Genomic DNA, 24582 nt, shown 5'->3' on the forward strand with positions numbered 1-24582 from the left:
CACACGTGAAGGTGTGTCAGCCGCCGACGTACGCCCAGCTCGTCCGGGACACGGCCGGGTCAGTACGACCGGGAGGAGCCTCCGCCCGCCTCCGCTTGGCTGCCCTTTTGGCGCTTCTGCCGCTGTGCGAGGCTGGCACACATCAGAATCACGGCCATCAGGAGCGGGGCGACGACGGCCAAGGGGCTGTCGCCGAAGAACGGCGCGATGAAAGCCAGGATCAAGAGAATTCCGACGGCTGCCCACAGCAACGTTTCCAGGCCTTTTGTTCTCTGCATGCAGATCTCCTTCATTGTGTTGCCGGTTCGACGGTCAGTCGACTTCATAACGGGCGAACCGCCACCATCCCAACACGGTGACGGCTGCTACGTAAAGCCCGAGCACGCCGAACCCCAGGGCCTGTGATTCGACAGCGGAACCGATCGCCGCCTGCGTGATGGTGCCACCACTGGCAGTGTCTCCTGCCCCGCCTGGAAGGAAGTTTCCCACCGCAGGGCTGCCCATGGAGGACGAAATCATGCGCACCAAGGGTTCCACGCATTGAGTGACCAGCAGGATGCCGACCAGGGCCGCTGCTTGATTCCGTACCAGAGCTCCGACGCCGACTCCGACGATTCCCCAAACGGAAATCACCGCAACGCTCCCCAGGATGGCGAGAACGACGCCGCTGTCGGTCAGGTAAACACGCTCGCCATGTGCCGAGAGCATCGTCGCAGCGGCTGCGGTGCAAGCGGCTACGGAAATGACGCCGTACGCCAGGGCCACGCATGCGCCCGCCAGGAGTTTTCCGCCGTACACCCGCCCGCGGACGGGCTCGGTGAGCAAAGTGGTCGTGATGGTACGGGAACTGTATTCCTGCGTGGTCAGAACCGTTCCCATCGCCAGCGGGAAGATATACGCGACGGCCGCGGCGAGATTGAAGAAGGGCACGACGGTCCCGGGTGACCCGAACTCCACCGGGCTGTGCGGCGCGTTGAGGGCGAAGTAGAGGAAGAGCGCCGTGGTGCCCGCGCTGAACAGGACCATCAGCAGCAGAAGGATCCACCACAGTTTCGTGGTGGTGACCTTCCGCAGCTCGGAGGTGAACTGAGTTCTCATGCCGGCACTCCTTCAGCCGCGCGGGTCAGCCGCATGAAGACGGATTCGAGGCCGCAGGGTTCCACCTGCAAGTCGTCCGCGGGGATTCCCGCGGCCCGGCCCGCATCGCGTACGCGCGGGGGAGCGGAGCCCACCCACACGCGGCCGTCCGGCAAAGGGACGCACTCGTGTCCCTGCCCGGCGAGCCAGTCGTACAGCTGACGGCCGGGCGCGGTCCGGCCGCGGACGACGCACTGGTCGGCGTGGAGCAGGTCGGGAAGAGGGGACTGGCACAGGAGCCGTCCGCGGTGCATGAGCAGCACCTCGTCGACGGTCTGCTCCATCTCCGCCAGCAGGTGACTGGACAGCAGCACGGTCCTGCCCTGGTGAGCGAAGTTCCGCAGGAACTGCCGCAGCCACAGGATTCCTTCGGGATCCAGCCCGTTGACCGGCTCGTCCAGGATCAGCAGGTCGGGGTCGCCCAGAAGCGCTGTCGCCAGGGACAGCCGCTGCTTCATCCCCGTCGAATAGCCGGCGGCCGGGCGGCCCGCCGCGGCCTCCAGCCCCACGAGCGAGAGCACGGTCTCGATCCGCTCGGGGCCGCACCCGGCCGCCCGTGCGAAGCACCGCAGGTGATTGCGGCCCGTTCTGCCGCCGACGAACGCGCCTGCGTCCAGGCAGACACCGATGCGCCGGGACGGTGTGCCCACCTTGGTGTAGGGGCGTCCCCACAGCAGGGCGTCGCCGCTGGTGGGCCGGACGAGCCCGAGGATCATGCGCAGGGTTGTCGTCTTTCCGGCGCCGTTGGGGCCCAGGAAGCCGGTGATGGTGCCCTGCCGTACGTCGAAGGAGACTCCGTCGACGGCGCGGGTGCCGCGGTACTCCTTGCGCAAGTCCCGTACCGCGATGGCGTGTTGTGCTTCTTTCATGGTGATTCCTCGTACGGGGTACGGCCGCGGCGCGGGCGCGCGGCCGTTGCCCTCACCCATGGGCGAGGGTCGGTGCGGGGGCGAGGTGGACCTGGGAGCGGATGAGGTCCCGGTACGGGCCGGGTGTGGCCACCAGGTCGTCGTGCCGGCCCGTCTGCACGACCTGTCCGTCCTGCATGACGACGACGAGATCGGCGTTGACGATGGTGGACAGCCGGTGGGCGATGATGATCCGGGTGCACTCCAGGGCGTCCAGGGCCTTGGCGATCTTGGATTCGGTCACCGTGTCGAGCGCGCTGGTGGCCTCGTCCAGGACCAGTACGCGCGGCCGGCGGGCCAGGGCCCGGGCGAGGGCGATGCGCTGGCGCTGCCCGCCGGACAGACTGCTGCCCATTTCCCGCACCTGGGTGTGGTAGCCCAGTGGCATCGCGGCGATGTCGTCGTGGACATGGGCCTGCCGCGCGGCCGCGGTGACGGCGTCCATCGAGGCGCCGGGGACGCCGAAGGTGATGTTCTCGGCGATGGTGCGGTTGCTGAGCACGATGTCCTGGGGGACATAGGCGACGCCGCGGTAGAAGGCGTCCGCGCTGATCGCACCGAGCGAGGTGCCGTCGAAGGCGATGTCCCCGGACTGGATCGGGTACAGGCCCATGAGCAGCTTGCCCAGCGTGCTCTTGCCGGAGCCCGTACTGCCCACGACGGCGACCCGCTCGCCCGGCCGGACGGCGAAGGAGATGTCCTTCAGGGCCGGCGATTTCGCCCCCGGATAGGTGAAGTTGACCTTCCGCAGTGAGATCGCGCCGCGCAGGTCGATATCGCGGTCACCGAAGGCGTCGGGGGCCGGCGGCTGGTGAAGGATGTCGCCGACCCGGTCCACCTGGGCGTTGGCCGTGATCAGCTGGGTGAAGGCACCGGACAGGGACATGGCCATGCCCAGGCAGGTGGCCGTCATGGTCTGGGCGGCCACGGCCGAGCCGAGGTCCAGGGAACCCCGCAGTACGAGCCACAGGCCCACGCCCAGGACCAGCAGCGGGCCGAACACCTGGAACATCGAATACCCGCTGGCCGCGGCGCCCTGGAGCACGATCCGCCGCTGCGTGTGGTCCATCAGCCCGGAATAGACCTTCTTCCAGTCCTTGAAGAAGGTGTCCGTCATGCCGGAGACCTTCAAGGTCTCGATGGAGGACAGCGCTTCCATCTGAATCGTCGATGACCTGGCCGTCTCGCCGATCTCGCGCTCGGTGATCCTGCGGATGGGCCGGTACGTCGTCACGGCGATGACGCTCATGGCCAGGAACACGGCAAGAGCCGTCGCGCCGAGGACGAACGAGCGGTAGAACATGTAGCCGAAGATGGCGATGAGGCTGCCGATGTCCAGCAGCACCATGGACACTTGGCTGGAGATCAGATCCCGTACCGATGCCACGCTGGACAGCCGATAGATGAGTTCGCCCTGCGAACGGTTGGCGAAGTATTTGTACGGCAGGCTCAGCAGTTTCTCGAAGGTCCTGCCCATCATCACTTCGCCCAGGCTCCGGATCACTTTCGCCAGGCACATACTGCGCAGCAGCGACAGTCCGAAGAAGGCCAGCATCGGCACGGCGAAGAGCACGGCCAGCAGCGCCGGCGGATGCTCGTGCAGGTATTCCGCGTAGTCGTTGACCGCGTGCTGGGTGGCGATCGGCATCAGGATCGTGAAGGCGTACAGGAGCAGCGACATCACGAACGCCTGGATGAGCGGCCGCTTCACACCGCCCAGGGCCCGTACGAACTCCCACCACACGCTGGGTTCACGCGAGCGGTCCGGGGCATGGCGGCTGGTCGGAATCGCCTCGATCGCCAGCCCCGAGTAGCGGCTCTCGAATTCCTCCCGCGGGTACTTCCGCCGCCCTTCTGCCGGATCGACCACCGTGGCATGCCGATCGGTGATCTCCTCCAGCACCACCACATGACTGTCGTCCCAGTACGTGATGAGCGGCAGGGCCAGTTGACCGAGCCGGTCGGCACCGGCCCGGTACGCCTTGACCTGGAAGTGGTAGCCCCGCAGGATCTCGGCGATTTCCTTGATGGTCAGCCCGTCCCGCCCGACCTCGTGCTCATGTCTGAGCGTGCTGACCGAGTTCCGGGAACCGTAGGCGGAGAGGACCATCGCAACGCAGCAGAGCCCGCATTCGGACTGGGTGAGCTGCTGTACTTCGCGGACCCGGCGCGTGCGCATCAGCGACCTCCAAGACACAGGGGGAGTTCGACTCCGGGGTGGTCCAGCATCAGCTGCGCGTAGTACCAGCCGGGCAGTCCGAGAAAGAAGCTGGGGAGGTCGGGTATGGACGAAATGCCGCACGACCAGCCTCCCGGTCCGTACCGCTCGATGAATCGCGTCCGCAGCGCCGCGGCCTCGGTGCGCAGTTCCGGCCATTCCAGCCGGTCCGCCAACTGGCACAGCACGGCGATACGGCCGGCCATCCCGTGGCAGAAGCTGATGTCGCCCCCGGTTTCCGCGCCGATGAGGTGCTCGATCTCCGGTGTGAGATCGGCGCGAATTTGGTACGGAGAGGCGCCCAGGGCCCGGAGCAGGGTGACGGCCGCGTAGGACACTCCGGCATAGCCCTTGCACCATCCGCCGGAACTCGCGCGATCGCGCAGCGCGGCGTCCTGCCACCGGTGCCGGAGATAGGCGGACGCGAAGCGCTCCAGATGGTCGCGTGCGCTGGTGCCCGTGTCCATGCCCCGGCCGACCAGGGAACTCATGGCCGTGATCCGGCCGAAGCGCCCGTGCGCCAGGCCCAGCGGGCCCGCGTGTTCCTCCGGATCACCGTCCACCGTCACCAGCCGCTGGAGCAGCTGCTCGACGGGCGTCCCCGTCAGTTCAGGGGCGCCTTGAGTCCCGTACGCCGCGAGATAGGTGAGATAGCCGCCGTACCCGTTGAGGTAGTCGAAATCCGCTGCCGAGAGGCGCTGGACATCGAGGGGCGGGCCGGCTGGGTGGAGGGACGCCTCGGTGAACGCGCTGCCCTCCATGGTGTTCGCGCCGTTCAGGCGCCGCTGGATCTCCCGCTGGGTGACGAGGCCGGAGAGGGCTCCGGTGAAGGGCGACATCGACAGGGGTGACGTGAGGGGTGACGTATCCGCCTTCGGCGCCATCGTGGCCACCCGGCACAGGCTCTCCGCCTCCACGCCCAGGGCGCCCGCCGGGGAGAGCGCTTCGGCCTGCGCCAGGTAGACGAGCAGCCCGCCGCCGTCGTACAGCAGGGCGTTGACCCCGCCCAACCGCAGCCCGAGGCCGTGCAGTTGAGGCAGCAGCAGCGTCGGCTCGTCCCCGCCGACCACCAGATCGCGCAGCTCGGCTTGCCAGGGTCCCGGGTCGGCGAGGTCGGGGAGCCGCCCGCGGTACCGCGCTGCGACGGAGGCCGAAGCCGCGGGTGAATCCCACACGTCGTCCACGGAACTGGCCATGGCGTAGCGGATATAGGCGAGGTCGCGGCTCGGCGGACGGGAGAAGAAGGCGTCGACGGCCGCCAGGGCCGACTGCCGCGGGGTGCTGCCCGAGGCGCCGTGGAGCGGGCCGTCGCCGTCCCCCCGCAGCGTGCTGGAGTCGCAGGCGACGCTGTAGAAGGGGACATCGAGGTCGAGGAGGGCGGCCGTCTCGTCGCGGTGCAGGGCCTGGTAGGACTCCCTGGCCACGCCCCGGTACTGCTGGGGGAGGCTGCGCAGCAGTTCGGCGCGGGCCCCGGTGCTGCCCAGGTACGCCGGATGCGTGGACGCCTCCAGATAGCGGGCGTAGACGTACGTGGGGCGCACCACTTGGCGCACCGACCAGTTGTCCGAGCGCCGCACCACAGCCTCGATCGCGGCCCGCTGCGCTTCCAGCAGTTCGCGCGCCTCGCTGAATCCGGCCGTGATGTCGCCGGTCCACGCGCGCGGGTCCAGGGGTGCGCCCTCGACCGTGGCCATGTTGGGGCCGTGCTCGACGAGGACCGGGGCGCGGTCGAAGCGGATGTCGTCCGTTCCCGCGTCCACGACGGTGAACGCCTGCAGGTGCTCGGACGCTCCCGGCCGTACGCACCCCACGCCCGAGAGGTCGACATCGAGCTTGGCTCCCGCGAAACGGGCGGGGAACAACAGGGTGTTGAGCACGGACCGCTCGACGTCCTGGCCCAGCGTCGGAGGCCGGCCGGTGGAGGGCGGCGGCGTGTTCGGCAGGGAGACCAGGGTCTCGGTGTCGATGACGATGGGGCCGTCGGGCGTGGCGATGACGTTCTCGTGGTGCAGATCGCTGGCCCCGATCATGCTCATCAGCGCGGCGACGCGGCCGAAGCGCCTGAAGTAGGCCGGGGCGTGGGAGGTTTCACCGAGATCGGTGTGGGTGATGAACTGCTGCCACACATGGGTGGGGCGCACGACGGTGGTGGGCGTGAGCGGGCCGAAGAAGCTGCCGTCCTCGTCCAGCAGGGTGCGCAGGACATCGAGCAGGCTCAGGCAGTTGTCCTGCTGCGGCTTGAACACCGCGGACACGCCGTTGTCCCACCGCAGGTGGCACACGGTCTGTCCGCCGCGGTGCGGGTCCCCCAGACCGGGGGAGAGGTAGGTGACGCGGCCTTGCACCCCGAGAACGTCGGCGATCAACTCCCGTTCCCGGACGGCAGTTTGTACGACCGTGCCCGCGGCGCGCGTGGTACGGGCGACCGTCAGCCGTAGCAGCCGGTCCAGCTCGGGCGCCTGCCGCAGAACGGCGTCATGCCCTGCCGGGCTGCTCACCCACGTATGGAATGCCTCGAATCCCGGTGACACGCCAACGGCATTCACAGCATTCACGGCACGCACGGCACTCATGGCATTCTGCCGATGGGCGTGGAAAGCCGTGATGAGCGTACGCACGCCGATCTGGACACAACCGTCCATGACGGAACGCAGCACGGACTCGGCGACCTCGGGCAGATCTACGGCCTCGGTCAGTGCGCCTTCGCCATGGCGCTGCCACGCCGCGATGCCCTGCGCGCAGTCCTGCAGATAGGGCGCGTAGAACCCGCCGAAGACGTCGGCTCTTTCCGCAAGGGTACGAAGAACCAACTCGTCGAGGAATTCGCTGTTCAGTGGCACGGTGCGCTCTCGTCGTACGCTCGTCATGGACTCTCGCAATGGGGGGAGGCGCCCCGGACCGCGCAGGTCCGGGGCACCTGATCAATGCCGCGTCAGCACTTCTTGGTGCAGGCGGAGGTCGGGCACGCGCCCTGCAGCGCGGCGCTCGCGCCCACGACGACACCGGTGACCGCGGTCACGGCGGTGATCGTCGCCGGGGTGCCGGCCGCCGCCAGGTGCTCCGGCTCGTCGGCCAGGTGGACCAGCTCGTCCTTCGAGACGAAGCCGGTGGCCGGGTCCATGGAGATGTTGCCCATGTTCTTTCCTTTTCTCTTTCTGGGTGTTTCTCAGCAAGGGATCGTCGGGACGATCGCCTTGTTCGTGGAGCGGCTCTCAACGCGCGTCAGTACGCGCGGAGTTGCTGCCGCAGTGCGCTCAAGCGAAGCGCAGGATGGAGGGACAGGTCTCGGGGTCGAGGTGGCGGAGTACGGACCAGGCGAACCCGGACTGCCCCACCAAGAGGCTGTTGCTGTAGCCGTACTTCGTGTCGACGCGTTCCTCGTAGCGCTCGACGACTTCGGTGAACAGCCGCGGATAAAGGTCTTCGGACATACCCCGGAACAACTCCGGGAACTGCCGCTCGGCCTGGGTGATGATTTCCGCGCTGGCCAGGTCGCCGTGGCAGTACGTCGGGTTGTTGCCGAATCCGCGGGCGAGAGTGAGCTCGGCCAGCCGCGACAGCGTCGCCTCCGGGACACAGGAGGGCTCGTAGGCCGCGGCCCACAGTGCGCCCAGGAGCAGTCCCGGCGCGCCATGGCACCAGCCGTAGGAGCGGTCCGGCGCACCCCAGGCCCGGGGCCAGTCGCGGTCCCGGTCGTCGGCGGACTCCAGCACCGCCCGCGTCATCCGCAGCCCCAGACCGCGCACCTGCGGGTCGTGGAAGTCGGTCCCGTACTGGAGCAGGACCGGGCCGATGCCCATGGCGCCGTGGGCGTAACCGGTGTAGTCGGTGACCCTGGCGTCCGCCAGGCCGATCCCGCCCAGCTCCTCGACCTGCGCGGCCGCGATGGCCCGCACCGCCCGCTCCACCGCGCTCTTCTCGGCGCCGTCCGCCGCGCGGGCGTGCAGGGCCATGCAGGCGGCCAGGGTGCCGGACAGGCCGCTGACGTAGTCGGTGCCGACCTCGGCCCCGGGCCGCGGGACGAGCTCTCGCGCCATCTCCGCCAGGCGCATGGGCTCCGGCTCGCCCAGGAGTTGCCGGGCGACGGCGATCGTGTAGGCCGTGCCCGCGATACCGGTCATGCCGCCGACGGAGACGCCCAGCTCGCTCAGATGCCCTCCGCGCAGCTGCGCCTCGATGGGGTCCAGAACACGGCGCGCGGCGTCGGCGAAGTCGCCGCGGCCGGTCGCGCGCGCCAGGCCGGCCAGGACGAGGGCAGGTCCGGGACTGCCGCCGTAGATGTCGTACCCCAGGGTCCCCGGAGTCCACTGGCTCTGCGAATCGGTGGTGACCTGCGGGGCGATCCACGTCGCCGGGTGCTTGCGGTCCTCGCCCCGCACCATCGTCGCCAGCAGCCGCTCGCCGATCCGTACGGCCTCGCCCACCATCCGGGACCGGTCAACTGGGGCCGGTTCGGCGGTTGTTCGTACGGGCGTGAACCCTGTCTGCTCCTGATCCGTGGGCAGTTTGTTGACGAAGGAGAAGTCGATCAGGTCCAGTTCCCGCTCGATCACCTGGGCGTCCAGATCGTGCACACGGGCGCGAACGGTCTCCAGCGCCGGTTCCGCCAGGGCGTCCGCCTGCACGGTACGGCCGTCGGCCATCAGCGCGCACGAGCGTGCGGAGTAGCTGAAGTACGGGACATCGCCCGCCGCCAGCTGTCGCACCTCTTCGTCGGCGATCTCGGGTGCGTCACCGGTGCGCAGCACGACGCGGTTCAGCACCGCGGCCCTGACCAGCGGATCGGCGATCGCATCCGGGTGGGTCGCCATGCGCAGCAGCTGGTTGTAGAAGACCGTCGGATTGTTGACGTAACGGAAGCGGGCGGCGCCGAGGAAGGTCTCGATGGCCTCCATGACCGCGTGCGGGTGGCCCTGCGCGTACTCCAGGATCCGCCGGAACTCGCCCTTGATGATGTCCCGCTGCGCCGGCACGGGGAGGTCCGCCGCCTGCCGGACGGAGAGATTGGCATTGACCGCGGTCGTTTCGGCCAGGGCCATCCCGACGTACATGTCGTCGCGGCCAGGATTGTGCAGCTTGAGATTCTTGTAGAGGGTCCGCTGCCCGGCGTCGTACCCCACGACCCCGATATCGAGCCCCTGGTCGGAGTCCCGGGCCTTGAGGACCATCGGCATGAGACCGGAGCCGACGATCGACTCATGGATGATCAAAGCTGCGGTGTTGGAGGCGGCTGAGTCGTCGTAGGAGTCCGGAGTACGCAGACGCGGAGTCATCAGCGTCTCGGCATCGACCACCACCGGCCCCTGCGCACAGGACACGACATTCTCGAAGTGAATATCAACGGCCTTGAGAAGAAACAGAATTCCGGCAATGCGCCCGATCTTGGCGAAGTACTCCTTCTCGCTGCCCTGATGCCGCTCGGTGGGAATGAACTCGACGAACCCGCCGTCGGACGTGGGCAGGACCGCGACCGTACGCAGGTCCGTCCCCACCCTGTCATTCATCCACGAGACGAACGCGTTGTAGCCCAGTTCGCAATCCACCGGATGCGGCTTGTAGAGCACGCGGCTGCCGTCGGTGAATACCACCTGCGCCACCGACTTGCCGCCGTTGTGGGTATCGCCTTCGCCCAGGGTGATGGCCGAGACCTGCCGCCCGCCTTCCTGCCCCGGCAACAGGGACTGCAAGCGCTCCTCGACGTTCTCCACTTCGCGTATCACGCCGACCAGATAGCGCGCCGCGTCCCCGACCCGCTTCTCCACCATCCGAAAGAGATCCGGATACTTCTCCAGCAGTTCACGATGCCCCGCCGGACTGTTCGTCCACGCGCGGAAGCTGCGATACCGCTCCTTCGGACCTGCACCCTCCAGCAGCCCACCCGCACGCCGCAGATGAAGCTCCTCCAGCAGGGTCCGCATCATCAGGCCGGACACCACACCCAGCTGCACCGTGCGGAAGTCATCGGCAATCGAGTCGCCCTCGGCCACGACAGCAGATCCGCCGGCCGCACGGCGGACCATGTCCACCCACGGCTCCGCGAAGTGGGCGAAGTAGTCGATCAGACGGCCATCGGCGTCGAGAGAAGCCTCGTACGGGGCGGGGCCCGGGCCGGGGGACGCCTCTTCCGGTGCGGCAGCAGCACCATCGGCGTCATCTCCCACACGGCGGAGCCGCTCACCGACCCGCTCCCGCAGTTCCGGGGAGGTCAGTTCAGGCACATACTTCCGCAGGGCGCCGGCTATGTCTCTTGACTCGGAATGGCTCGTCACGACGTACAAATCCAAAGGTGGAGGCGGGATGGCGCCGGGAGAACCCCCGGCGCCAATCTGGCATTACTTGTTGCAGTTGCTCTGGCACTCCACCGTGGCCGTGCACAGCTTGCCCTTGTTTCCAATGAGCATGCTGGCACCCACGCAGCTCAGAGACGTGACCCAGTCCCAAGCCCCGGCGGCACTGAAGTCCTCCAGGTGCTGGTCCTCAATCTCCTCAAGAATGCCAACGTTCGCGTTGCTCATGAGCGAACTCCTTTCATCGGTAAGGGAGTCATGGCGGTCGGGATCACCATGCACTCTTTACTGGTCCAGACCTGAAGGAGATTACTGATCAACCAGAGGAAACTCCCCCGTCCCAAGTCGAGGCTTTCCCCCCACCCAAGGTCGAGCCCACAATGCCTGCGCCCTGTGGTGTGTCAGGTGTGGCTTGCGGTCTGTTTCCTTGTGTTCTGGGGGGTGTTCTTGCGGCGTGGGAGCAGGAGGGGGGTGGCCAGGAGGAGGGTGCCGGCGGCTGCGATTGCGGTGCGGGGGCCGGTGATGGCGGCCAGTAGGCCCCAGGCGGCGGTCAGGGCCGCGATGGCGGCGCTGCTGCTGATCGACCAGGCGGCCAGGGTACGGGCGACCCGGCCGGGGCCGGTGTGGTCGAGGCGGTAGGTGGACAGCAGCGGGTTGAACACGCCGCAGCAGGTCACCAGGCCGAGTTGGACGGCGATGATGAGGAGGATGCCGGGGACGCCCGGCTGGACGAACGCCAATCCGAGAGGCCAGCACGCGCGCAGTGTCCCGGAGGTGAGGAGCACCTTGTGCCGCCCGAATCGTGTCGCGAGGGGGCGTGCGAGGCGTGAGCCGATGAGGCCGCCGACGCACGGGGCCGCGAAGACGAGGCCGTACTGCCAGGGTGCGTACCCGAGGTGGTCCAGCAGGAGTACGGCGAGCAGCGGCTCGGAGGCCATGATCAGGCCGTTGACCACGATCGCGTTGAGGAACAGCGGGCGCAGTGCGGGATGGGTGAGGATGTGGCGCCATCCTTCGAGCAGATCGCGCGCCCGCAACCGCCGTGCGCCGGTCCGCGCGGGGTGCGGCTCGCTTCCGCCGATGGCGCGGATGCCCAGGGCCGAGAGCAGGTGGCTGACCGCATCGGCGACCAGGGTCGTCACCGGGCCGAGCAGCCCGATCGCGGCCCCGCCGAGCGGTGGCCCGACCATGGTCGCGGTCCATGTCGTGGACTCGAACCGGCTGTTCGCGACGAGCAGGTCCTCCGGCGGCAGGAGCGTCTTGAGATACGCGCCGCTGGCCGCGGTGAAGGCGATGTTGGCCGCTGCGACGACGACGGATACGACGAGGAGCTGGGCGAAGCTGAGCCAGCCGAGCGCGAACGCGGCGGGGACGCTCATCAGCGCCGCGAACCGGGTCAGGTCCATCGCCACCATGACCGGCCGCTTGCGGCGGAACTCCACCCACGGGCCGAGCGGCACCGCCACCACGGCACCCACCGCCCGCCCTGCGGCAGCCAGCGCCGCGACCTGGGCCGGTCCGGAGTCCAGCACGAGGACCGCGATCAAGGGAAACGCGCCGAACCCGAACCCCGTGCCGTACGAGCTGACCGCAAACGCCGCCCACAACCACCCGAAGGGCCGCCCCAGCGCCCGCCTACCCGCCATACCCCATGCACCCCTCGCCCGTACCGGACAACCACGCGCTGACCGCCGGCATCAAAGCGAGTAGCGGATGACGAGATCAAACAACCGATCCGCCAGGAGAACACAACCGATCGTTGTGTCCGTACCATCGTCGGCGTGGATCTCGATGCTGTGCGCACCTTCGTGGCCGCCGCGGACGCCGGGCGGTTCCAAGACGCCGCCGCCGAATTGTCGATCACCCAGCAGGCCGTCTCCAAACGCATCGCCGCCCTGGAGAAGATCCTCGGGGTGCGGCTGTTCACCCGCACCGCGCTGCGTGAGACACCGGTGGGCTGAGGCCGTGACCTCCGCCGGGCCCATCACCGGGGACCCATCACGGGGCTCACTCATCCACCCCCTGGCCGTTCCTGCGGACCTGAGCCGTGCCCGTCAGGCCGAGACATTGGGCCGGGCTTGCGCCTGAGCGCCGTCACTAGAGAACGTGCGTTCGATATGTGTGTAATGATCGGGATATGGCTATCGACATCGAGATCCATCGTGACCGTGGCGCAGTGCCCGACCACCACTGGGACGGCGACCGCACCGTCGCGGTCGTCGTAGGACGCGAAGGCGAGGCGGTGACGGGCTCGGTCACGCTGCTCGACCTGGGGGCTGCGGACACCGGCCTCAGGTTCGTCGCGCTGCCGGAGGCGACCGAGGGCGCGCTGGTGCCGCTGATGCGGGCGGCGGCGCAGGTCGTACGGGAGGCCGGGGGCACGGTGCTGCGGTGGGTCGCGGAGGCCGACGACATGCCCGCGCACGCGCTGGCGGAATTGGGCGCCACCGAAGGCGAGGAGGTGTACCGCTGGTGGGAGCTCGGCCTGCCCGCCGCGGATCTGCCCGCCGTCGCGCCCGACGTGCGAGTGCTGCCCGCCCCGGAGGAGGCCGTCTTCCGGCTCGGCCTCGAGGACGCCTGGTACGACGTGGAGTTGGACGGCGCCACGGCCACTCTGGTGCATGACCGCGAGGAGGAAAGCACCGATGCCGCGCTCGGCGGACTGCTCTCCGCCGTCCTGCACCGAGTGCGCGACGAGCACCCCGGGGTGCGCACCGCCGAGACGTACGCGGCCCCCGACGACGACACGCTCAACGCGGCACTGACCGCTCTCGGCTTCCACTCGACGCAGCGACGGGCTGTGGAGTACCACCTTCCGCTGATCTAGGGGTACTTGGCGGCGCTGGGGGGCGGCCGCGTCGGCTGTGGCGTACGGCAGTGCGGTGTGCCTCGTGGTGCCGGCGGCTCAGCGCCAGGCGCCTGACAGGTGGCGTGTCACCGCTGAGCTGAGGATGCGTACGCCGTGCGTGGAGGTGGGGTCGATGCCGGTGAGGGTGCGGACGCGGCGGAGGCGGTAGTCCAGGGTGCGCGGGTGGATGGTGAGGGCGGCTGCGGTGGTGCCGCGGTTCATGTCGTGGTGGTAGTAGGCGTTCAGGGTGAGGAGGAGGTCGGGGCCGGGGGCGAGGCGTCGGGCCACGGTGTGGAGCCAGTCGTCGATCAATGGTGCGTCGGCGACGGCGAGTTCGATGAAGAGGTCTGCCAGGGTGTGAGCGCGCAGGTGGGGGGAGGGGCGTTGTAGTGGGGCGGCCCTGCTGATCCGCCGGGCCCGGTCGAGGGCGTCGCCGAGTTCGGGGAGCGGTGCGAGGGCGGTTCCCGCGGCGCAGGGGCGGTTCAGGCACTGGGCGAGGTCCCGTATGAGGTCCGGGGCGGGGTGGGGTACGGGGTGGGGAGCCGCGGTCTCTGTCGCATCGGGGAACGGGGGCGGTGGCACGGGGATCAGGGCGATCAGCTCGCCGTCCCGGTGTGTGTTCCGAGGAGACCAGAGGGCGGGTACCCGGTGTGTTTTCAGCAGTGCTTCGAGATCGCTTTGCAGTGTGTGATCGTCGGTGCGGAGGTCCGGTACGCGTATCACTGTCACGGCGCAGTATTCGGGGATTTTCATGTCCACGATGGGGGCGAGTTCTGCGGCGATGGGGTCGTTGGTCAGCAGGGACCTTGCCAGCAGGGCGACCTTTTCGACGTACGGCAGGCGGTGGCCCAGTGCCGTGACGAATCCCTGGCGGTAGGCACTGATTCCCCGCTCGCCCTGCGGGGCGAACCAGCTCATCATCCGCATGAGTTCATCGACGCTGCCGCCGCGCTGGGCCTCGGTCGCCTCGTTGATCTCGCGCAGCATGAGTGCGGTATGCACGCGCAGAACTCGCTGGCGCGCGTCCAGCGACATTCCCGCTCCGGCCCGTGACTCGCCCATCGACGCGATGTAGCCGAGGTCGTTGTCATTGAGCGCTTTGTTGTCCGGTGAGAGTTCAACCGTGCGGCGCCTCAACCACATGGCGTACTCCATGGCCTGGGCCCTGGCCCGCGGATTCCCGTCCAGGATTCCGAACTCCGGAATCTCGCGCACGTATGTCTCGATCTCGCGGCGGGCGTTGGCCGACGCCTGCCGGGCCAGCTCGGCGAAGAGACTCACCATGGAGGTGAGCATGCTGTTCCGGGTGAACGTTCCACAGTCGAAATCCGGACGGCCTGTGTCACTCCGCATGAACTGACGACCGGGGCAGTGGCGGCATGTTGTCACAGTGCGCAAAATTGCCGGATCCGGGCGCTGTTGACGTGCGATCTGCTTGTGAGGTCGCGGTGACGCGGGCTTAATGGGGGAGCTCGCCGAGCGGCGGGGGACGCTTCGGAGTTCTGTATACCCACATGTGTCCACGCGCGGACAATGTGCCTCGCACGCATCAAATCGACGTGCGGGAACGGCATTTCACCTGTGCACCGTGTCATGACCTTCGTCCGAACGATCCGAACGATCCGAACGATCCGGACGATCCGAACGATGCGAGATCAGGACGATGCGAGATCCGAATGATCCGAACGGGAGGCAAGCCCGTGGAAACAGGAATCAGGAAGAGATGTGTGGCGGCGGCCGCGGTCATGTCCGCGTCGGCAGCGCTCCTGGTGGGCGTGCCGGGGACCGGCTCGGCCGCTCCCGCCCCACCTGCCGCCCCCGCAGGCCTGCGGGCCTTCGGGATCACCGGTGACGGCACCCTGATGGCCACCTTCACCACCGACCGCCCGACCGTCCTCGACTGGGTCCGAGCCGTCACCGGGCTCGTCGGTGACACCAAGCTGATCGGGATCGACCACCGGGCCCAGGACGGCCTGATGTACGGCGTCGGTGACAAGGGCGGCATCTACACCATCAAGACCCCGCCGGCGACCTCCGACGTGGTCGTCACCAAGGTCTCCCAGCTCCAAGTCGCGCTGTACGGCACCAACTTCGACATCGACTTCAACCCGGCGGCCGACCGGCTCCGTGTGATCAGCGACAACGGTCAGAACCTGCGGCACAACCTCAAGGACCACACCACGGTCGAGGACGCCATCCTGACCACCCCACCGGCCACCGGGCCGACCCGGGGCGTCACCGCGGCCGCCTACACGAACAACGACCTGAACGGGACCACCGCGACCTCGTTGTTCAACATCAACACCACCACGGACCAGGTCGTCATCCAGTCACCGGCCAACAACGGCACCCTCGCCCCGACCGGTTCCCTCACCATCGACGCGGGCCCCAACGCCGGCCTGGACATCTTCAGCACGCTGGTCAACGGCAAGACGACGACGAACACCGCGTTCGCCTCGCTCACCCCGAACGGCGCGAGCACGCCGTCCCTCTACAGCGTCAACCTCTTCACCGGCGAGGTGACGTCCGCCGGGCAGTTCCCACTGAACATCACGGACCTCGCCATCACCCTGACCGGGAGCTGAGTCCTTCTGCGGGGCTCATGTCCTCGCCGCCGCGCTGCAGGCCGGATGCTTCCAGCAGGCCGCGGCGAGGACGGCGGCCGTGGCGAGCGGTGCGCGTCTCGCTCAAGTCGTCGACGCGGCCGGTGTCGTGGGCGCCGTCAGCGCCTCGGTGCGATGCTTGATTACCCGTTGCACCAGGGGGCCGACGGCGCGTCCCGGCACGAGTCTCCTTGCGACGAGACGGACGAGTCGTGGCGGGCTTCCGGCGCCGCGCCACCGAGGGCCACGAGGGCGATCAGCGTGGCCATCACGATCTGGACGTCAAGCTACTGATCCATACCTGGTCAATGCATGAGTATCCGTACTCATGACGCCCATGCCCACCCGAAGCGTCGACTCCCGTACTGCCGCCATCGACCTGCTCGTCCATGGTTGCCGGGCAGCCGCCGCGCACTGGCCGGAGGACTCCTGGGGGCCTGTCGGTACAGCGTCCCGTGTGCGCGGGTGCGCTCGCGCCGTACAGGCCTCAGACCGTCGTACAGGAATCAGGTCGCCGAGAATCCGCCGTCCACGAAGAGCGTCTGGCCGGTCACGTACTCCGATGCCCGGCTCGCCAGGAAGACCGCGACGCCGGTGAAGTCCTGCGGAAGGCCGTTGCGTCCGGTCATGGTCCGTCGGGCCATGGCCTCGGTGCGCACCGGGTCGGAGAAGACCGGCTCGGTGAGCGGGGTGTGGACGAGGCCGGGGGCGATGGCGTTGGCGCAGACGCCGTGCGGGGACCAGGCCTCGGCCTGGGAGCGGGTCAGGGCGGACAGCCCGGCCTTGGAGACGCCGTACGCGCCGCTGTTGCCGAAGGCGCGTACCGTCTGCTGGGAGGCGAGGTTGATGATGCGGCCCCAGCCCCGGCGGGCCATCGCGGGCCCGAAGCGCTGCCCGAGCAGGAAGGGCGCGTCGAGGTTGACGGCCATGGTGCGGTCCCAGTCGGCATCGGTGAGTTCGTCCATGGGCGGGCGGAGGTTGATGCCGGCGGCGTTGACCAGGATGTCGGGCTCGGCGTAGCGCTCCACCGCGTCGGACACCTCGCGTACGGACTGCCGGTCGCCCAGGTCGGCGGTGAACCAGTGTGCCGTCGCGCCCTCGGCCGCGATCTCCTCGGTGGCCCGTCGCAGGTGGTCCTCGGTGCGGGCCACCAGGATGACACCGGCCCCGGCGCGGGCCAGCGCCCCGGCGATCTCCCGGCCGATGCCCGAACTGGCGCCGGTCACCAGTGCCGTGCGCCCGTGCAGGCAGAAGAGGTCGGTGAGAAACGCGCTCATGGAGGGGCTCCGCTTCGTGTAGGCCACGGGCTGGACGGTGCTGGTGTGACGGTTGTGGCCAGTGGGGTGTTTCGTGGTGGGGGCCACGATAAGAGGGGGTCGGAATCCGGTCGCACCGGGCCCGGACCTGCGCGGTGGGTCGCGGGTGGCGTACCGGCGGAGGATCATCGAGCCGTGACCGACACCCGCCCTCTGCTCTTCCTCGACGTGGACGGCCCGCTCAACCCCTGGATGGCCAAAGGCCGTCGCAGGCCGCCGGGTTACACCACGCACCCCACCCGCCCGACCGGCTGGGAGCGGCCGCGCGAGCCGCTGCTGGTGTGGCTCAACCGCGACCACGGCCGGCTGCTGCTGGATGTGGGCTACCGGCTGGTCTGGGCCACGACGTGGAAGGCGGAGGCCAACAAGTGGATCAGGCCCGTACTGGGCCTGCCGGAACTGCCGTATGTGGACTGGCCGCAGATGCACCACCGCGACCCGGACGGCGTGCACTGGAAGACGCGTTACCTGGTGGAGTGGGCGGCCGGCCGCGACTTCGCCTGGGTCGACGACGAGATCGGCGACGCGGACCGGGCCTGGTGCGCCCGCAACCACCCGGCCGGAGGGCTGCTGTTCCGAGTCGACCCGTCGGTGGGGCTGGTCCCTGGGGACTTCACGGCGCTGGCCAAGTGGGCGGTACGACGCCGGAGTTGACGGCGAAGAGGCGTCATGGGCGGCGCGCGTGCCTTCGGATTCCGATCGCCGGGGTGGTGGCCGGGCGGGGCGCGGCGCGTTTGTGAGGGCCGTGGTCGGAGCTGTTTCCGCCGTCGTTGTCAGAGCCCTGTGGCACACTCGCCGTCGCAGTTCGATCAAAGGGTCGAACGGACGGTGCGCCAAGGGGGATTGCCGGTCATGGGCGTGAGTGTCTCGTTCATCAGTGCGACGGCGGAAGAGCTGGACAGGGCGGAGGCGGACCCCGGCTGGGCCGGTGCGTACATCGACGAGCTGTACGACAGCGACGACCCCTTGCTGAAGGCCCGTCCCCGAGGCGGACCGGACAAGGCGTGGGCCGGGCTCCAGTTCCTGCTCGACAAGACGGACGTGTACCTCGAATTCCTGATGGACGGGTACCCGATACGGGAGGACGGCACCCTGTTCGGGTGGACCGCGGAGCAGATCGAGACCGTGGCCGGGCAGCTGCGGGCCACCCCGTGGGAGCAGCTGGCGTCCCACTACGACTGGGAGCGGATGACCAAGGAAGAGGTGTATCCCGACGTCTGGAGATTCGACCCCGAGGGCGAGTTGGAGTGGCTGGAGAGCGCCTACGAAGACCTGGTCGCCTTCTTCACCGGAGCGGCCGAGGGCGGCTACGGGGCGTTCATGAACTTCAGCTTCTAGGGGAGGTCCTGCGGCCCGGGCGCACCGGGCCGGTCCGCGCGGAGCCCGCGGGCGGTGGCGCTCCGGGGCGGCCGTCCGGGCCGTGTCGGTCGGCGTCGTCCGTGCCGTACCGGTCAGTGCCGTACCGGTCAGTGCCGCCCGCGCCGTGCCAGTAAGTGCCGTACCGGTCGGTGCCGTCCGCGCCGCGTTGGTCAGCGGTGCTCGGCTATCAGGCCGCGGGCCATCGACCGGGCCCTGCGGGCGGCGTCGTGGTCGCCCTCGGCGGCGGAGATGATGGAGCCCTTCATCAGGATGTGCCAGGAGCGGGCGAAGGAGTCCGGGTCGCGCAGCCGGGCCTCCTCGGCCATGGTGCGCACGATGGTGCGGATGTTCTCCAGGTACTGGACGCTGGCGCGGCCCAGCGGGTGGTTCCAGCGCATCTCCAGCAGGACGTTGATGAAGGTGCACGCGTCGAATTCCTCGTCGTGGAACCAGTCGTCGAACACGTCGAAGATCGCCAGCAGTCGCTCCTCGGGCGTACGCCCCCGCTGCCGGGCCCCGGCCTCGACGAACCCCAGCGTCCACCGTTCCTCACGGCGCTTGAGGAAGGCCAGCACCAGGTCGTTCTTGGAACGGAAGTGGCGGTAGAGGGTGGCTTTGGCCACGCCGGACCGGCTGATCACCTCGTCCACCCCGACATCGCGTACGCCGCGCCGCGAGAAGAGCTCATAAGCGGTGTCCAGGATGCGTTCGCGCGCTTCGTTACGGGGCGGGGGTGCCGCTTGGTCGCGGGGCGGGGGTGCCTTGTGGTCCGTCGTCATCGCGAGCCTCGTGGAGGGCGGGGTGTGGTGGTACGGAAAGGGCCGTCGCGCTCAGCGTAGCCCTGGACAGAGCTTTGCGGTCCATGGATGCTGGGCCCATGTCCCCCGAGACAGAACGGTCTTGCTCGGCCCGCGACGAACCGTCGCCGGCCGGCGTACCTCCGTCAGCGGCCTATGGGGAGGAGTGGAACGGGGCCGCCGAACTGGAGCGGCTGCGTGCGGAGAACCGGCAGTTGCGGCAGGCCATCGACAGCCGCCCGGTGATCGACCAGGCGCGCGGCATCCTGATGGCCACCGAGGCGTGCACCGCCGAACAGGGCTGGGAGATCCTGCTCCGCGCCTCCCAGCGCGCCAACATCAAACTGCGGACGATCGCCGACGCCGTCGTGGCCAGCGCCAACGGCCCGCTGCCGGCGGGCCCGCCGCGGCGCGCGCTGCGCGAGGCGCTGGCCCGGCACCGGTCCTTCCGCCTGGCCGAGTCGCGCCCCTGAATCCTGTGACTGCTGTACGAAACCGACGTCGGCTGCCCGCGGCATACGCAGTCGGCGCCGCCGCCCGACGTCCCCACCGACCCGCCGCCCACGCCCCCGATCCGGCCGGAGTCTGCCGCCCGGCCCCGTCACGACGCGACGCCCTGTACCCCGTAAGCCCGCTTCGTTCCCACCCGCACCCGCCGCCTGCCCACCGTGCAGCACCGGCCCCGGACGTCCCGCCCGCCGCTGGCCGACGGCACCACTTGCACAATCTCCAGAACCGGGATGCGGCGTTCCGCGCGCAAGGGGCTGGGTACTCTCGACTCGGTCCGACGGCCGCCGGACCCGAACGAGTTCAGTCCCATCAGTCAGTTCAGTCCCATCGAGTTCAGCCCAATCGAGTCCAGGAGTACAGGAGGACACGATGACCGCTGCATCGTCGGCCGGGGTACCCGAGTCCGGTACGCCCCACCGCACCTACACAGGGCAGCGACTGCACACGGAGACCAAGCCCTCGTTCAAGACCACGGAACTCTTCGTCTTCATCGCCGCGGTGGCCGCGGTGCTGGTCGCCTCGGCCGTGGTCGGCGAGGGCGACGGGACCGTGGACCGCTTCCCCGCCGACCAGGCGTGGCTGTACGTCACCCTGCTGAGCATCGGCTACATGATCAGCAGGGGTCTGGCCAAGGCAGGCAGCCGGGAGCCGACCGAGGGTGACCGCACCTGACGCGCCAGGCTGCGGGGTCACGGCATCTGACGCGCCCGGTTGCGGGGCCCCGGCTCCGTTTTCCCTAGGCACCTCCGCCGCCGGTCCGCAGACCGGACCGGCGGCGGGCCCATCGACCGCTCAGGTCACTCCACCAGTCCCAGTACCGGCCGCAGGCCGTCCGGGCGCTCGTGCACGGGCACGTGGTCCACCGGCAGATAGGCGCAGCCCAGCGCGGTGGCCCCGCCGTCCGCCTCGCGGTCGTCGCCGACCATCAGCACGTCGGAGGGGGCCAGCCCGAGCTGCTCGCAGGCCACCGCGAACAGCTGCGGGTCCGGCTTCTGGATGCCGTGTTCGTAGGAGAGGACATACGCCTGTACGCAGCGGTCCAAGCCGTGGGCGCGGAAGACGGGGCGCAGGTCCCACCCGATGTTGCTGATCACGCCGACGCGGATGCCGCGCCGCCCCAGCGTGTCCAGCACTTCGGCGGCGTCCGGGTACGCCGACCAGGCGTCCGGCGACATATGGCGCTCGTAGAGCACGTCGTACAACTCCTCGTCCGGCAGCGGCACTTGACGGGCCAGTCCGGTATAGAGGTCGCGGTGGTGCCCGTTGCTGCGGTCGCGGATCTCCCACAGTCCGGCCAGCTCGGCGGGCATCTCGACGGGAGAGGACCCGCCGGGCAGCGCCCCCGCCCGCGCCAACTCCCCAGCCCGGACCACGACATCGGCCTCGTCCATCGCCGTACCGGTCTGCCGCAGGGCCGCCCGCAGCCAGCTCTCGGCCGACTCGATGCGAAACAACGTCCCGGAGAAATCGAAAAGCACGCCCTTGATCGTCATAGCGGCCATCCTGACCGCTCCCCGGCCCCGGTCCAAGTGCGCATCGCCGTGCGGCGGTCACCGTACGGTCCGAGCCGTCGGGCGATGGGCGCGCGGTCAGGTGACGGGCGCGCCCTCAAGCGACGGGCACGCCGTCACGCGGTGGACGCGCCCTCACTCGGTCCGGGTGCTCTGGCGCGGGCGCGGCGGCCCGTGCCGTTCGCCCGCGCCGTGGCCGTGTCGTCTCGCGTACGCGCCCGCCGCGACGGCCGCCACCGCGCCCCCCATCAGCCAGCCGGCCAGCACGTCCGTCGGCCAGTGCACTCCCAGGTACACGCGGGTGAAGCCGACACCGACGACGGAGAGTGCGGCCATCGCCCCAACGGCCCATAGCCACACGGGAGATACGGCGTGCAGGTGCAGCAGCCACAGCACCAGGCCCGCGGCGACCGCCGCCGTCATGGCGTGCCCGGAGGGGAAGGAGGCGTAGTGGGCGGAGTCGACGGGGTCCGGCCAGCGCGGGCGGTCCCGGCCGACCACTGCCTTCACCGCCTGCTGTACGGCCGCACTCGCCAGCGCGGCGACCGCGACCCACACGGCCACCATCCGCCGCGCGCGCAACAGCAGCCACCCGGCGCACACCGCCAGCAGGGCCCGCATCGCCCACGGGTCCCACACCCAGTCCGTGAGCACCCGGTTGACCTGCGTCCAGCCGGGCTCGGCCACCGCCGTACGGTGCAGGTCGGCGGTGACCGACGCGTCCCAGCCCGCCAACGGCCGCCAGCGCGACGCCACCAGGCACCACAGCACCACGGCGAGGGCGGTGAGCCCCGCTCCGACGGCCAGCGCCACGGTCCCTGGCGGGTACCGCCGCTCGCCGAACGGGACTCTGCGGGAGGTGTGCGAAGACAGACGTGGCGCCGATGACATACCCACGATCCTCGCCGAATCCCCGCTCGCCTGGCGAGCCCGCCGCACCGGAGCCGCCGGTGCCCGCCGCGTGTGCGCTACGCGAGCGCGCTGAGCCCGGGGATGAACGTCACCAGCAGCGGTACGGCCGGGACCAGCGCGGCCACCGCCGTCATCCGCAGACGGCGGGCGGGGGAGAAGCGGGGGCCGGGGGAGAGGAGGCGGTCGACGCGGCGCGGGAGTTCGGCGAGCTGGCTGGGGCAGGGCCCGAACACGCCGCGGTCCTCGTTGAGTTCGACCAGGGCCAGGGCGATGGTGAGGCGGCCGAAGCGGCGGGAGGCCGCGTCGTCGGCGGCGAGTTCCACGAGCCGGTGCACCTGGTCGCGAAACGCCGCGAAGACCGGCACCTGCGGGAAGCCGACGGCCAGCGCGGAGGCGCAGTGCAGCAGGAGGTCGTGCCGGGCCCGCGCGTGCCCCTGCTCGTGGGCTACCAGCGCATCGAGCTGACGGCCCTTCAGGCGGCGCAACGCGCCTGTGGTGATGACGAGTTGGGGCGCCGGGCCGGACAGCCACCAGGCCTGCGGACGGTTGCCCTCCAGGACGACGAGCCGGTCGCCGTCGTGCTCCTCGCCCGGCAGCCGGGGCGAGCGCAGCACCAGTTCGGCGCGCCGCTGCCGCCGCCGGGCCCGCGCGGCCCGCACCTCGCGGGTCAGCATCGCCACCGTCCACGCCCCGCCGCCCGCCAGGATGACGGCCAGCGCGCCCGCCCACGGCCCGTACGCCTTGAGCGCGTACGCCTCCACGACGGCATGCGGCGCGGGCCCGAAGACGTGGCTGCGTACGGCCTCCCACGCGGCCGCGCCGCTCAGCGACATCGCCAGCACACAGCACAGCAGCACGCCGGCCACCACGCACTGCCACACCCACAGGGCGAGCACGGGCTCCCGGTCGGGCCAGTCGGCGCGGGCCATCAGGCGCGGCGCCATCGCCGCAGCCAGCCCGCCGAGCACGATCAGCGCGAAGGGGACCATCATGCCGTTACCTTATGAGCCGCGGACAGCCGCTTGGTACGGTCCTGAGGCGGAAGTGATGTACGCCACCGGTCTTAGGCCTGCTGCTCGGCCGGAGCGCCGACCGCCTCCGGCACTGCGGTGCCCCCGTTGTCCACGGGCCGCAACAGGGGCACCCGTACGCCGAGAAGGCCGCCTGCCGCAGGGTCACTTCGCTGCGACGCAGCGGGCGGAGCGGTCCGCCTCCGGCGGACCTATGGGCCTCGCCCGCGGCGGACCCAGGTGAGGGGGGAAGCGGTGTCCCGGCCGTGCTCCAGCAGGGTCTCCGTGCGTGGGTACACGGCAGAGGAATGCCAGGCCCGCGACGATCAGGGTGAGTCCGTGCAGGAGTACGGGCCGGGGGCCGAAGCGGGCGATGAGCTTGGGGGAGGCGCCCAGGGAGAGCGCGCCGATCGCCGCCGGGACAGGGAAGATCGCGAGGCCGGTGCCGATCTCGTCCAGGTGCAGCACGTTCTGCGGATAGAGGCGGCGGAAGCGGACCGCTGAGGGGCGCCCTCCCGCGCCCCCTCACATCGTCAGCAGCATCGCGAACATGGCGATGCCCATGGCGACCCGGCACCCGCCCACCAGCTCGGGGCGCCCGGCGGTCACCGGCCCGTGCGCCAGTGCGGCGGCCGGCGCCAGGCGTATCCCGGCGGCGATGACGAACACGGCGTAGTAGGCGAGCAGCAGGCCGGTCAGCACCGGCAGCCCGCTCGAAGCTCCGCCCGCCGTGCCGTGCGCCGTATGTCCTTGGGACGCCGCGGCCGCCGGGCTCAACGGGCCCATGGCCAGCGCCATATGGATCATCGCCAGCGCTCCTACGGCGTGGTGCGGATGGCGGCGTACCAGGGCCCAGATCCCCGCCGCTGCGAAGACGGCGGTGAACGGCCACGGCCACCAGGCCGCCGCGGTGATCGCGCCGACGGGCGCCGCCATCACCGCCATGCCCAGCCCCATCAGTGCCTCGCCGCCCGCCTCCCGGCGCTGCACGGCCGTGCCCGTACGCGACCTGGACAGGCAGTACGTGCCGGCGGCTGCGCACAGCAGCACCAGCAGCCAGCCGACCAAGGGCGGAGCGTGCACGGAACACCTCCCCACGAGTCCGTACGCCCGCAGGATGCCCGAACCCGGCTCGGCACACGTCGGCGCACAGGAGCGCACGGGCG

At 69.8% G+C, this 24582-nt stretch carries 25 protein-coding genes; 8 read left to right on the forward strand and 17 right to left on the reverse strand.

Annotation, left to right across the window (positions count from 1 at the left end):
- Positions 1-59 precede the first annotated feature (59 nt).
- Genes AC4IJH_RS15295 through lanM form a run of 5 tightly spaced genes read right to left on the reverse strand, consistent with a single transcriptional unit; the run spans position 60 to position 6905 of the window.
- On the reverse strand, positions 60-326 hold the full coding sequence (locus tag AC4IJH_RS15295; protein ID WP_490852228.1) for a hypothetical protein: 267 nt from the start codon (positions 324-326) through the stop codon (positions 60-62).
- Entirely contained in the window at positions 313-1098 is a 786-nt protein-coding gene (locus AC4IJH_RS15300; protein ID WP_490852229.1) for an ABC transporter permease, read from the reverse strand. The genes AC4IJH_RS15295 and AC4IJH_RS15300 overlap by 14 nt, the downstream gene beginning before the upstream one ends.
- On the reverse strand, positions 1095-2006 hold the full coding sequence (locus tag AC4IJH_RS15305; RefSeq protein WP_490852230.1) for an ABC transporter ATP-binding protein: 912 nt from the start codon (positions 2004-2006) through the stop codon (positions 1095-1097). The genes AC4IJH_RS15300 and AC4IJH_RS15305 overlap by 4 nt, the downstream gene beginning before the upstream one ends.
- A 52-nt stretch (positions 2007-2058) precedes the next feature.
- Positions 2059-4224, reverse strand: coding sequence for a peptidase domain-containing ABC transporter (locus AC4IJH_RS15310; RefSeq protein WP_490852231.1), 2166 nt, complete (start codon positions 4222-4224; stop codon positions 2059-2061).
- Entirely contained in the window at positions 4224-6905 is a 2682-nt protein-coding gene (gene lanM, locus AC4IJH_RS15315) for a type 2 lanthipeptide synthetase LanM (protein WP_490852325.1), read from the reverse strand. Before lanM ends, AC4IJH_RS15310 begins: the two co-directional genes overlap by 1 nt.
- Between lanM and AC4IJH_RS15320 the strand changes: the two genes are divergently transcribed.
- Entirely contained in the window at positions 6849-7184 is a 336-nt protein-coding gene (locus AC4IJH_RS15320; RefSeq protein ID WP_490852336.1) for a hypothetical protein, read from the forward strand. The genes lanM and AC4IJH_RS15320 overlap by 57 nt on opposite strands.
- A gap of 11 nt (positions 7185-7195) precedes the next feature.
- Here the strand turns inward: AC4IJH_RS15320 and AC4IJH_RS15325 are convergent, their stop codons facing one another.
- The 4 genes from AC4IJH_RS15325 to AC4IJH_RS15340 form a co-directional block, all read right to left on the reverse strand.
- Positions 7196-7399: a class II lanthipeptide, LchA2/BrtA2 family gene (locus AC4IJH_RS15325; RefSeq protein ID WP_490852232.1), complete on the reverse strand. Its 204-nt coding sequence runs from the start codon at positions 7397-7399 to the stop codon at positions 7196-7198.
- A 118-nt stretch (positions 7400-7517) separates the two neighbouring features.
- Positions 7518-10481, reverse strand: a complete 2964-nt coding sequence (locus AC4IJH_RS15330; RefSeq protein ID WP_490852233.1) for a type 2 lanthipeptide synthetase LanM family protein — start codon at positions 10479-10481, stop codon at positions 7518-7520.
- Positions 10482-10595: 114 nt separating this feature from the next.
- A complete protein-coding gene (locus tag AC4IJH_RS15335) occupies positions 10596-10778 on the reverse strand; it encodes a lichenicidin alpha family lanthipeptide (RefSeq protein ID WP_490852234.1) in 183 nt (60 codons plus the stop codon).
- A gap of 173 nt (positions 10779-10951) precedes the next feature.
- A complete protein-coding gene (locus AC4IJH_RS15340; RefSeq protein ID WP_490852235.1) occupies positions 10952-12196 on the reverse strand; it encodes an MFS transporter in 1245 nt (414 codons plus the stop codon).
- A 135-nt stretch (positions 12197-12331) separates the two neighbouring features.
- Here AC4IJH_RS15340 and AC4IJH_RS15345 point away from each other — a divergent pair, with 135 nt between their 5' ends.
- Positions 12332-12511, forward strand: a complete 180-nt coding sequence (locus tag AC4IJH_RS15345) for a LysR family transcriptional regulator (RefSeq protein ID WP_490852236.1) — start codon at positions 12332-12334, stop codon at positions 12509-12511.
- Between the two features lie 176 nt (positions 12512-12687).
- A complete protein-coding gene (locus AC4IJH_RS15350; protein ID WP_490852237.1) occupies positions 12688-13377 on the forward strand; it encodes a hypothetical protein in 690 nt (229 codons plus the stop codon).
- A 78-nt stretch (positions 13378-13455) separates the two neighbouring features.
- Here the strand turns inward: AC4IJH_RS15350 and AC4IJH_RS15355 are convergent, their stop codons facing one another.
- A complete protein-coding gene (locus tag AC4IJH_RS15355) occupies positions 13456-14682 on the reverse strand; it encodes a PucR family transcriptional regulator (protein ID WP_490852238.1) in 1227 nt (408 codons plus the stop codon).
- A 461-nt stretch (positions 14683-15143) separates the two neighbouring features.
- Between AC4IJH_RS15355 and AC4IJH_RS15360 the strand changes: the two genes are divergently transcribed.
- Positions 15144-15983 carry a DUF4394 domain-containing protein gene (locus tag AC4IJH_RS15360; RefSeq protein WP_490852326.1) on the forward strand — a complete coding sequence of 280 codons (840 nt, stop codon included), beginning with the start codon at positions 15144-15146 and terminating at the stop codon, positions 15981-15983.
- 524 nt (positions 15984-16507) lie between these two features.
- On the opposite strand, the gene AC4IJH_RS15365 is transcribed toward AC4IJH_RS15360, so the two are convergent.
- Positions 16508-17278, reverse strand: a complete 771-nt coding sequence (locus tag AC4IJH_RS15365; RefSeq protein WP_490852239.1) for an SDR family NAD(P)-dependent oxidoreductase — start codon at positions 17276-17278, stop codon at positions 16508-16510.
- 174 nt (positions 17279-17452) lie between these two features.
- On the opposite strand from AC4IJH_RS15365, the gene AC4IJH_RS15370 reads away from it, so the two are divergent.
- Both AC4IJH_RS15370 and AC4IJH_RS15375 read left to right on the forward strand, forming a co-directional pair.
- Positions 17453-17971 carry an HAD domain-containing protein gene (locus AC4IJH_RS15370; RefSeq protein ID WP_490852240.1) on the forward strand — a complete coding sequence of 173 codons (519 nt, stop codon included), beginning with the start codon at positions 17453-17455 and terminating at the stop codon, positions 17969-17971.
- 198 nt (positions 17972-18169) lie between these two features.
- The gene (locus AC4IJH_RS15375) at positions 18170-18655 is read left to right on the forward strand and encodes a YfbM family protein (protein WP_490852241.1); all 486 of its coding nucleotides are present in this window, start codon (positions 18170-18172) and stop codon (positions 18653-18655) included.
- 191 nt (positions 18656-18846) lie between these two features.
- On the opposite strand, the gene AC4IJH_RS15380 is transcribed toward AC4IJH_RS15375, so the two are convergent.
- Entirely contained in the window at positions 18847-19455 is a 609-nt protein-coding gene (locus tag AC4IJH_RS15380) for a TetR/AcrR family transcriptional regulator (protein ID WP_490852242.1), read from the reverse strand.
- Between the two features lie 98 nt (positions 19456-19553).
- Between AC4IJH_RS15380 and AC4IJH_RS15385 the strand changes: the two genes are divergently transcribed.
- Positions 19554-19946: an ANTAR domain-containing protein gene (locus AC4IJH_RS15385; RefSeq protein WP_490852243.1), complete on the forward strand. Its 393-nt coding sequence runs from the start codon at positions 19554-19556 to the stop codon at positions 19944-19946.
- Between the two features lie 406 nt (positions 19947-20352).
- Complete coding sequence (locus tag AC4IJH_RS15390; RefSeq protein WP_490852244.1) at positions 20353-20655, forward strand: hypothetical protein; 303 nt, start codon at positions 20353-20355, stop codon at positions 20653-20655.
- Positions 20656-20780: 125 nt separating this feature from the next.
- On the opposite strand, the gene AC4IJH_RS15395 is transcribed toward AC4IJH_RS15390, so the two are convergent.
- The 5 genes from AC4IJH_RS15395 to AC4IJH_RS15415 form a co-directional block, all read right to left on the reverse strand.
- The gene (locus AC4IJH_RS15395; RefSeq protein WP_490852327.1) at positions 20781-21476 is read right to left on the reverse strand and encodes an HAD family hydrolase; all 696 of its coding nucleotides are present in this window, start codon (positions 21474-21476) and stop codon (positions 20781-20783) included.
- A 153-nt stretch (positions 21477-21629) separates the two neighbouring features.
- On the reverse strand, positions 21630-22385 hold the full coding sequence (locus tag AC4IJH_RS15400) for a phosphatase PAP2 family protein (RefSeq protein ID WP_490852245.1): 756 nt from the start codon (positions 22383-22385) through the stop codon (positions 21630-21632).
- Positions 22386-22462: 77 nt separating this feature from the next.
- The gene (locus AC4IJH_RS15405) at positions 22463-23398 is read right to left on the reverse strand and encodes a M56 family metallopeptidase (protein ID WP_490852246.1); all 936 of its coding nucleotides are present in this window, start codon (positions 23396-23398) and stop codon (positions 22463-22465) included.
- A gap of 183 nt (positions 23399-23581) precedes the next feature.
- Positions 23582-23884, reverse strand: coding sequence for a hypothetical protein (locus AC4IJH_RS15410; RefSeq protein WP_490852247.1), 303 nt, complete (start codon positions 23882-23884; stop codon positions 23582-23584).
- A gap of 57 nt (positions 23885-23941) precedes the next feature.
- On the reverse strand, positions 23942-24499 hold the full coding sequence (locus tag AC4IJH_RS15415; protein ID WP_490852248.1) for a DUF5134 domain-containing protein: 558 nt from the start codon (positions 24497-24499) through the stop codon (positions 23942-23944).
- Positions 24500-24582 lie beyond the last annotated feature (83 nt).

The organism is Streptomyces sp. UF-297 (assembly GCF_058245575.1).